The sequence below is a fragment of the Pseudomonas sp. NFACC43 genome (genome assembly GCF_900119645.1).
In the GTDB taxonomy this organism is placed as follows: Bacteria; Pseudomonadota; Gammaproteobacteria; order Pseudomonadales; family Pseudomonadaceae; genus Aquipseudomonas.
The window spans coordinates 125,098-134,649 of sequence record NZ_FPKK01000012.1; the positions used below are offsets into that span (position 1 = coordinate 125,098).

8 protein-coding genes are annotated in these 9,552 nt (G+C 62.3%); 5 read left to right on the top strand and 3 right to left on the bottom strand.

The genetic code is table 11. From position 1 onward, the window contains the following. Positions 1-118 precede the first annotated feature (118 nt). The 3 genes from BT179_RS20035 (at position 119) to BT179_RS20045 (ending at position 2,484) form a co-directional block, all read left to right on the top strand. The gene (locus BT179_RS20035) at positions 119-1,201 is read left to right on the top strand and encodes a bifunctional transcriptional activator/DNA repair enzyme AdaA (protein ID WP_072431479.1); all 1,083 of its coding nucleotides are present in this window, start codon (positions 119-121) and stop codon (positions 1,199-1,201) included. A 23-nt stretch (positions 1,202-1,224) separates the two neighbouring features. Next, positions 1,225-1,851 carry a DNA-3-methyladenine glycosylase family protein gene (locus BT179_RS20040; RefSeq protein WP_072396395.1) on the top strand — a complete coding sequence of 209 codons (627 nt, stop codon included), beginning with the start codon at positions 1,225-1,227 and terminating at the stop codon, positions 1,849-1,851. Between the two features lie 141 nt (positions 1,852-1,992). Continuing rightward, positions 1,993-2,484, top strand: coding sequence for a GFA family protein (locus tag BT179_RS20045; protein WP_072396393.1), 492 nt, complete (start codon positions 1,993-1,995; stop codon positions 2,482-2,484). 19 nt (positions 2,485-2,503) lie between these two features. Here BT179_RS20045 and BT179_RS20050 read toward each other — a convergent pair whose 3' ends face one another. Further along, on the bottom strand, positions 2,504-3,109 hold the full coding sequence (locus BT179_RS20050) for a MiaE family protein (protein WP_072431478.1): 606 nt from the start codon (positions 3,107-3,109) through the stop codon (positions 2,504-2,506). Between the two features lie 160 nt (positions 3,110-3,269). Here BT179_RS20050 and BT179_RS20055 point away from each other — a divergent pair, with 160 nt between their 5' ends. Next, entirely contained in the window at positions 3,270-4,133 is an 864-nt protein-coding gene (locus tag BT179_RS20055; RefSeq protein WP_072396371.1) for a universal stress protein, read from the top strand. A gap of 72 nt (positions 4,134-4,205) precedes the next feature. Here BT179_RS20055 and BT179_RS20060 read toward each other — a convergent pair whose 3' ends face one another. Beyond that, positions 4,206-4,676 (bottom strand): DUF1289 domain-containing protein, encoded by a 471-nt coding sequence (locus BT179_RS20060; protein WP_072396369.1) that lies wholly within the window; start codon positions 4,674-4,676, stop codon positions 4,206-4,208. A 552-nt stretch (positions 4,677-5,228) separates the two neighbouring features. Between BT179_RS20060 and acnB the strand changes: the two genes are divergently transcribed. Next, positions 5,229-7,829 carry a bifunctional aconitate hydratase 2/2-methylisocitrate dehydratase gene (acnB, locus tag BT179_RS20065; RefSeq protein WP_072396367.1) on the top strand — a complete coding sequence of 867 codons (2,601 nt, stop codon included), beginning with the start codon at positions 5,229-5,231 and terminating at the stop codon, positions 7,827-7,829. A gap of 123 nt (positions 7,830-7,952) precedes the next feature. Here the strand turns inward: acnB and BT179_RS20070 are convergent, their stop codons facing one another. Next, positions 7,953-9,233, bottom strand: coding sequence for a serine/threonine transporter (locus tag BT179_RS20070; protein ID WP_072396365.1), 1,281 nt, complete (start codon positions 9,231-9,233; stop codon positions 7,953-7,955). Between the last annotated feature and the right edge of the window lie 319 nt (positions 9,234-9,552).

The following is a 9,552-nucleotide window of genomic DNA, read 5'->3' on the forward strand; positions in this document are numbered from 1 at the left end:
GTTGAGCCTTTAAGACTCAAAGGTTCATTTTTTGTTCGCGCAAATCCGACCGGCGACCGGAAATTCACTGTCGATTTTTCGGTGGAGCCGACCCGGGCGCGGATCTATGCTCAGCCCCATGAACCGACAAGACTCGCTGCTCCCACCCCACGCCGAGATGGTCCGCGCCATGCTCGAACGAGACACCGCCTACGAGGGGGTGTTCTTCACGGCCGTCAAGACCACCGGCATTTTCTGTCGCCCCGCTTGCACGGCGCGCAAGCCGAAGCCGGAGAACGTGGAATTCTTCGCCCATGCCGACGAAGCCATGTCCGCCGGCTACCGCGCCTGCCTGCGCTGCAAGCCGCTGGACGCCGCCGCCATCGCACCGGACTGGATCCAGGGCCTGCTCAAGGCCGTGGACGCCGAACCCGACCTGCGCTGGACCGACGCCCTGCTGTTGGAGCGTGGCATCGAGCCGCTGAAGCTCCGGCGCTGGTTCAAGCAGCATTTCGGCATGACCTTCCACGCCTACCTGCGCACCCGACGCCTGGGCATGGCGCTGGGAGGCATAAAGGAGGGAGCCTCCATCGACAATGCCGCGTTCGATTCAGGCTACGAGTCCCTGAGCGGATTTCGCGATGCCTTCGTCAAGTCTTTCCACATCACACCAGGTCGCGCCGCCCTCAGCGAACCGCTGCTGTTCACCCGCCTGACCACGCCATTGGGTCCCATGCTGGCCATGGCCGAACGACGCGGCCTGGTGCTGCTGGAATTTCTCGACCGCCCGGCCCTGACCCGGGAAATCGAAGAGCTGCAACAGCGCTACGGCTATACCGTCGCGCCGGGGCACAACCCGCACCTGCGGCAGATCGAAACCGAACTGGCCGACTATTTCGCCGGCAAGCTCACCACCTTCACTGTCACACTGCACATGCCCGGCAGTGCTTTCGCTGTACGGGTCTGGGCCGCGTTGCAAGACATCCCCTATGGCGAAACCCGCAGCTATGGCACCATCGCCGCCCGGCTCGGCAGCCCTGGCGCCAGCCGCGCCGTGGGCCTGGCGAACGGACAGAATCGCCTGGCCATCGTCATTCCCTGCCATCGGGTGATCGGTGCGGACGGCTCGCTGACCGGCTATGGTGGCGGGCAGCCACGCAAGGCCTTTCTGCTGCGGCTGGAACAAGCCGCGGTACAGGTCTCGTTGCCCCTGGCCTTCTGATCAGCCCGAACAGTGAACAGCCGATGCCCGTGCCCTACCACGAAGCCAGCGCCTTTCTGGCAAACCTCGACGAAGACTGGCGACAGCACGTCGAAACGGTGGGCCCCTGCCTGCTGCAACCCAAGCCGGCTCGCGATCCTTACGAGGCGCTGATGCGAGCCATCGCCTACCAGCAGCTGCACGCCAAGGCCGGCGATGCCATTCTCGGCCGGTTGCTGGCCCTGTTTCCGACGCAGGCCTTCCCTCGTCCCGAACAGATCCTGGCCACCGACTTCGAACGGCTGCGGGCCTGCGGTTTTTCCGCCGGCAAGATCGCCACCCTCCAGGGCATCGCCCAAGCGGCGCTGGACGGCGTGGTACCGGATTACCCGACGGCATTGGCCATGGACGATGAAAACCTGATCGAGCGCCTGGTCACGCTGCGCGGCGTCGGCCGCTGGACCGTGGAGATGCTGCTGATCTACAGCCTGGAGCGGCCGGACATCCTGCCAGCCGACGACTTTGGCGTTCGCGAGGGGTATCGGCGGATGAAAGGACTGGAGCGACAACCCGGTCGTCGGCAGATGATCGACATCGGCCTGGCCTGGAGCCCGTATCGGACCGTGGCGGCATGGTACTTGTGGCGAGTGCCCGGCCGCGGGAGCGCCTGATGCTTTTTTCCCACCCCGTCCGCTCACGCCCGGGACTGCCGGCCACTGCAAAGGGAGGCCTGCTGGCGAAAGCGTTCGAACGTCCAGCCTCGATCGGCTGTCAAAAACCCCGACGTCTCAAGCCAGCCGACGGAGGTCCCCATGCAGCTCGAAGGTTCCTGCCACTGCGGCGCGGTGTCATTCAGCCTGACCTGCGCCCACCCCTACCCTTACCAGCGCTGCTACTGCTCGATCTGCCGCAAGACCCAGGGCGGCGGTGGCTTTGCCATCAACCTGGGCGGCGACGCGCAAAGTCTCAAGGTGCGTGGCCGCCAGCACATCACGATCTACCATGCACGACTCAAGGAAGAAGGCGACAAGCGCGCCCACCGCAGCAGTGCCGAACGGCATTTCTGCTCCCTGTGCGGCTCGGGGCTGTGGTTGTTCAGCCCCGAATGGCCGGAACTGATCCATCCCTTCGCCTCGGCCATCGACACCCCGCTGCCGGTCCCGCCGGAGCACACTCATCTGATGCTGGGGTCCAGGGCGCCTTGGGTGGAAGTCGAAGCGCATCCGGGCGACCAGCGGTTCGATGTCTACCCCGAGGAATCGATTGCCCAGTGGCATGAACGCCTGGGCCTGACCGATGGCTGATGGTGTGCAGGGGCTGCGTCTATAGCGTCGGCACACCACTGTGGAAGCGCAATTCCACGTCCGGCGATTCGATCAGTTCCCGCTCCGCCTCACGCACCCTGTCGATCACCAGGGCAACGTCATCGGCATCACCGTACTGGTAGGCCAGCTTCAGGTAGCCCTGGAAATGCCGGGCCTCGCTTTTCAGCAGGCCGAAATAGAACTTGCCCAGTTCCTCGTCCAGATGCGGAACCAGGGCCTCGAAACGCTCGCAGCTGCGGGCTTCGATGAAGGCACCGACCACCAGGGTGTCCACCAGCTTGACCGGCTCGTGGCTGCGCACCACCTTGCGCAGCCCCGAGGCATAGCGCCCGGCGGAGAGCTGGCGCAGGCCGACCTTGCGCTTCTTCATCAGGCGCATGACCTGCTCGTGGTGCACCAACTCTTCCCGGGCCAGGCGCGACATCATGTTGATCAGGTCGACATGGGAATGGTACTTGGCGATCAGGCTCAGGGCGGTACTGGCGGCCTTGAACTCACAATTCTTGTGATCGATCAGCAAGGTTTCCTGATCCGCCAGCGCGGCCTGGACCCAGGCATCGGGCGTGCGGCAGCCGAGGAATTCATGAATGTCGGGAAGGGTCATGGGGCTCACGGAAAAAAGGTAGACCAGCAAAGGGCGCCGATTATACCGGCCTGCTCCCAGACCACCAGCCATTGCCGTTGATATGCATCAAGTCCACGACTGACCGGCAACAACTATAGTTGAGCAACACCCTGCCTTTTCATTGCTGGAGACGCCGATCATGCAAGCCATTCGCAGCATTCTGGTGGTCATCGACCCCGAACACTCGGAAAGCCTGGCGCTCAAGCGCGCCAAGCTGATCGCCGGAGTGACCCAGGCCCACCTGCATCTGCTGGTCTGCGATAAAAAGCATGACCACGGCGGCATGCTCAGCGTGCTCAAGGCCGGCCTGGCAGCCGATGGCTACAGCGTCACCACGGAACAGGCCTGGAACGAGAGCCTTCACGAGACCATCATCGATGTGCAACAGGCCGAAGGTTGCGGCCTGGTCATCAAGCAGCACTTTGCCGACAGCCCGCTGAAAAAAGCCCTGCTCACCCCGGCGGACTGGAAACTGCTGCGCCACTGCCCGACCCCGGTGCTGCTGGTGAAAACCGCAGGTTCCTGGAAGGACAGAGTGATCCTGGCCGCCGTCGACGTGGGCAATGCCGACGAGGAACATCGGCACCTGCACAACACCATCATCGATCATGGCTATGACATTGCACTCCTGGCCAAGGCGCACCTTCACGTGATCAGCGCCCATCCCACCCCGATGCTGTCGTCCGCCGACCCGACGTTCCAGCTCAAGGAAACCATCGAAGCCCGTTATCGCGAACAATGCCGGGCATTCCAGGCCGAATTCGATATCGACGATCAGCACCTGCACATCGAAGAGGGCCCGGCGGACGTCCTGATCCCTTACATGGCACGCCGGCTCGAAGCGGCCGTGACGGTGATCGGCACCGTGGCGCGCTCGGGATTGTCAGGGGTCCTGATCGGCAACACCGCCGAAGCGGTGCTCGACACGCTGGAAAGCGATGTGCTGGTGCTCAAGCCCCAGGAGGTGGAGGATCACCTGGTGGAGCTGGCGGTCAAGGAATGAATAGCTGTGGTGAGGGGATTTATCCCCTCGCCACAGCTCCCTGGCCAAATGCTTTTTTTCACAAATGGGGGATCAACCGCCCATTGCATCCTTGAGGAAACCCGGCGCGATGTAGCGCTGGTAGTGGGCTTCGGACAGCAGGAAGAATTCCCGATCGATGGCATCGCGCAAGTCGGGCAGTTCCCAGTCGCGAAACTCCGGCAACAGCACCATGCCGTAGGCTTCCAGGTTGTTGATCACCCGCGCGCCCCGGGCGATCAGTTGATAAGCCCAGCAGTACTCCGACTGCTGCGGCACGAAGCGGATCTGCCGTGTCACCAGTTGCTGGCGCAGCAGCTCCGGGTCGAAGACCTCCAGCTTGGCCACCATCACTTGCACCAGCAGCTTTTCCAACCGCAGCCACACCGCCCGTTTCTCATCCTCGTTATAGCCGTTCCAGTGGATCACTTCATGGTGGAACCGCTTGCAGCCACGGCACACCAGGTCACCATAGACAGTGGAGCAGAGGCCGACGCAGGGGGTCTTGATGAGCTGGTTGGGCATAGGACACGCACACGCAAAAGCAGGACAGGCCGGCATGTTAGCCCTTTGTCTAAGATTGATCACCCCTTCAAACTTGCTGGCCCAACTTACCTTTAATCTTTTTTTCCCGTAGAATCAGCCAGCCTTTTAAGGCGCCAAATGTCCGTTAGAAGCTGTTTTCAAAGCGTCACGAGCACAGTCGTTCCTTCAGAACGGTGTTGGCGGAGGGTCTTTCCAGCGGGGAAAGCCCGACGCCAACCCTCATCAGCTCCCCGTTCTGCAGGCGTAAAACTTTGAAAGCAGCTTCTGTGAGGAACCCCGGTAACGCTGGCGTGGTGGCTCAAAAAGCCTCCTAGGCTTTGTACGAAAAGTCGCCGAGCGGCGATCAGGCAAGGCGAAAACAGGCGAGGAAACGCAGTTGACTGGTTGTCAATGAGCATTCCGGGCCTGTTTTCAAAGCAGCATGATCGTCGCGCAGGCACTTTTCGTACAAAGCCTGAAGCGCATGGATACCGCGGGTTTCTGGATGAGCGTCCCGGACACCCATTTGGGACCACTGATGAGGGTAATACTGTGCTTGAAGCCTACCGCAAACATATCGAAGAGCGCGCAGCACTGGGTATCGTTCCCCAGCCGCTTAACGCCGAACAAACCGCAGGCCTGGTCGAGCTGCTGAAGAATCCCCCGGCTGGCGAAGAAGCTTTCCTCGTTGACCTGATCACCAATCGCGTTCCACCAGGAGTCGACGAAGCCGCCTACGTCAAGGCCGGCTTCCTGTCCGCCCTGGCCAAGGGCCAGGCCCAATCCCCCCTGCTGGACAAGAAGCGTGCCGTCGAACTGCTCGGCACCATGCAGGGTGGCTACAACATCGTGACCCTGGTAGAGCTGCTGGACGACGCCGAACTGGCCCCGGTAGCCGCCGAAGAGCTCAAGCACACCCTGCTGATGTTCGACGCCTTCCACGACGTGGCTGAAAAAGCCCGCAATGGCAACGTCCACGCCAAGGCCGTCCTGCAATCCTGGGCCGACGGCGAGTGGTTCAAGAAGCGTCCCGTACTGGCCGACAAGATCAGCCTGCGGGTCTTCAAGGTCACCGGCGAGACCAACACCGACGACCTGTCCCCTGCCCCTGATGCCTGGTCCCGCCCGGACATCCCGCTGCACGCCCTGGCCATGCTGAAAATGGCCCGCGACGGCATCGTGCCCGACGAGCAAGGCAAGACCGGCCCGATGAAGCAGATCGAGGAAATGCGCAACGGCGGCTTCCCGATCGCCTACGTTGGCGACGTGGTCGGTACCGGTTCGTCGCGTAAGTCGGCGACCAACTCGGTCCTGTGGTTCTTCGGCGACGACATCCCGTACGTACCGAACAAGCGTGCCGGCGGTTTCTGCTTCGGCAGCAAGATCGCCCCGATCTTCTACAACACCATGGAAGACGCCGGCGCCCTGCCGATCGAATTCGACGTGTCCAACATGAACATGGGCGACGTGATCGACCTGTACCCTCATGCTGGCAAGGTCTGCAAGCACGGCACCGATGAAGTCCTGACCACCTTCGAAATGAAGACTCCGGTCCTGCTGGACGAAGTCCGCGCCGGTGGCCGTATCCCGCTGATCATCGGCCGCGGCCTGACCGAGAAGGCCCGCGCCGAACTCGGCCTGCCACCTTCGGACCTGTTCAAGAAGCCAGAAGCACCGGCCGAAAGCACCAAGGGCTACACCCTGGCGCAGAAAATGGTCGGCAAGGCCTGCGGCGTGAAGGGCGTTCGCCCTGGCACCTACTGCGAGCCGAAGATGACCACCGTCGGTTCCCAGGACACCACTGGCCCGATGACCCGTGACGAGCTCAAAGACCTGGCTTGCCTGGGCTTCTCCGCCGACCTGGTCATGCAGTCGTTCTGCCACACCGCGGCCTATCCAAAGCCGATCGACGTCACCACCCACCACACCCTGCCTGACTTCATCATGACCCGTGGCGGCGTGTCCCTGCGTCCAGGTGACGGCATCATCCACAGCTGGCTGAACCGCATGCTGCTGCCGGACACCGTCGGCACCGGTGGCGACTCCCACACCCGCTTCCCGATCGGCATCTCCTTCCCGGCCGGTTCCGGCCTGGTAGCCTTCGCTGCCGCCACCGGCGTCATGCCGCTGGACATGCCGGAGTCGATCCTGGTTCGCTTCAAGGGCAAGCTGCAGCCAGGCGTCACCCTGCGTGACCTGGTTCATGCCATCCCTTACTACGCGATCCAGAAAGGCCTGCTGACCGTCGAGAAGAAAGGCAAGAAGAACGCCTTCTCCGGCCGTATCCTGGAGATCGAAGGCCTGGAAACCCTGACCGTCGAGCAAGCCTTCGAACTGTCCGACGCTTCGGCAGAACGTTCGGCAGCCGGTTGCACCATCAAGCTGTCCAAGGAATCCATCGCCGAATACCTGAAGTCGAACATCACCCTGCTGCGCTGGATGATCGGCGAAGGCTACGGCGATGCCCGCACCCTGGAGCGTCGTGCCCAGGCGATGGAAGCCTGGCTGGCCAACCCGGAACTGCTGGAAGCCGACAAGGACGCCGAGTACGCCGAAGTCATCGAGATCGACCTGGCCGAGATCAAGGAGCCTGTGCTCTGCGCGCCGAACGACCCGGACGACGCCCGCCTGCTCTCCAGCGTCGCTGGCGAGAAGATCGACGAAGTCTTCATCGGTTCGTGCATGACCAACATCGGCCACTTCCGCGCGGCCGGCAAGCTGCTGGATCAGGTCAAGGGCCAGCTGCCGACCCGTCTGTGGCTGTCGCCGCCGACCAAGATGGACGCTCACCAGCTCACCGAGGAAGGCTACTACGGCATCTACGGCAAGGCCGGTGCACGCATGGAAATGCCAGGCTGCTCGCTGTGCATGGGTAACCAGGCACGCGTCGAGCCGAACTCCACCGTGGTGTCCACCTCGACCCGTAACTTCCCGAACCGTCTGGGTGACGGCGCGAATGTCTACCTGGCTTCGGCCGAGCTGGCATCCGTGGCATCCATCCTGGGTCGCCTGCCGACCGTCGAGGAGTACATGGAATACGCCGGCAAGATCGACAGCATGGCGGCGGACGTATACCGCTACCTGAGCTTCGACCAGATCGCCGAGTTCCGTGAAGCGGCTGCAAACGCCAACATCCCGGTCGTTCAAGCCTAAGGCTTCAACGCTCGACTAAAACGCCGCCCTTCTTGCGAGGGGCGGCGTTTTTTTATGCCTGTAATTTCGATGCAACCTGAACTGACGCCATCGCGAGCAGGCTCGCTCCCACAAGGAATCCAGTCAGGATGTCAGGGAATAGACCAGCGCGGTAATTGCCACGACCCCTACCAGCGTCACGAACACATTGGACGCCTGGCCGCGGTAACGGGCCATGGCCGGGACCTTTTGGATGGCGTACATCGGCATCAGGAACAGGATCGCCGCAATTACCGGGCCGCCCAGGGTTTCGATCATGCCCAGGATGCTCGGGTTGAGCGTGGCGACGATCCAGCACACCACCAGCATGAACATCGCCGTCAGGCGATCCAGGGTCTTGGGCGCCGGACGGCGGCCGCTCTTGACGATCAGGCCCTTGAGCCCCTCGCTGGCACCGATGTAATGCCCCAGGAACGATTTGGAAATCGCCACGAACGCGATCAACGGCGCGGCGAAGGCAATGGTCCGATTGCTGAAGTGATTGGCCAGGTACGACAGGATCGACAGATTCTGCGCCTTGGCTTCGGCCAGTTGCGCCGGCGACAGGGTCAGCACGCAACTGAATACAAAGAACAGCACCATCACCACCATCAGCACATGGGCGCGAGACAGGATCTGCGAGCTGCGCGCCTGGGCGTTCACACCGTAGCGACGCTTCTGGTCCACCGCAAACGCCGAGATGATCGGCGAGTGGTTGAACGAGAACACCATCACCGGGATCGCCAGCCACAGCGTGTGCAGCAAAGCCGACGGCTCGGGCAACGTGGACGCCGTGGTCAGGATGCCACCGTTCCAGTGGGGAATCAGGAACACTGCCAAAAACAGCAACGCAACGATGAAGGGATAGACCATCAGGCTCATGGCCTTGACGATGGCCTGCTCGCCACACCGCACCACCGCCAGCAGGCCCAGGATCAACACCAGGGACAACACCGCCCGCGGCGGCGGCTGGATGTGCAGCTGGTGCTCCAGGAAACTGCCCACCGTATTGGTCAGCGCCACACTGTAGATCAGCAGGATCGGGAAGATCGCAAAGAAGTACAGCAAGGTGATCAGCGCGCCCGCCTTGATCCCGAAGTGCTCTTCCACCACCTCGGTGATATCCGCGCCGTCTCGACCGGACAACACGAAACGGGTCAGGCCCCGGTGCGCATAGAACGTCATGGGGAACGCCAGCAATGCCAGGATCAGCAGTGGCCAGAAACCGCCCAGTCCGGCATTGATGGGGAGGAACAGAGTGCCTGCTCCGATGGCGGTGCCAAACAGGCCCAGCATCCAGGTGGTGTCGTGGCGACTCCATTGACTGAGGGTGGCTGGGGCTGTCGCTTCAAAGCGCTCTTCGACGCTATTGGCCTGATCATTCATCCGGTCGGATCTCCGCTGTCCGGTCACGTGCACCCGGCCAGGACGAGTCGGAAAAGCCCGACAGGCAGCGCCCTGGCCGAAACAGGGGCGCGATTGTCCGGGATTAGCGAGCAGAAGCAAAGACTTAGCTGAGGAGCGGTGGTGCGGATCAGCACATGGGTTGTGGGTAATGCCCGTGAGCAGGCTGGCGGCCCTATCGCCACATTGCGCCAGCTCCTACACTCAGGACAGATTGAAACGATTCCAGAGCACCATGAGCCATACTGCACAAAACCCCGTCGCCGCAGGCTCGCCCACACTTTTTTCTCAGCCCGATTGC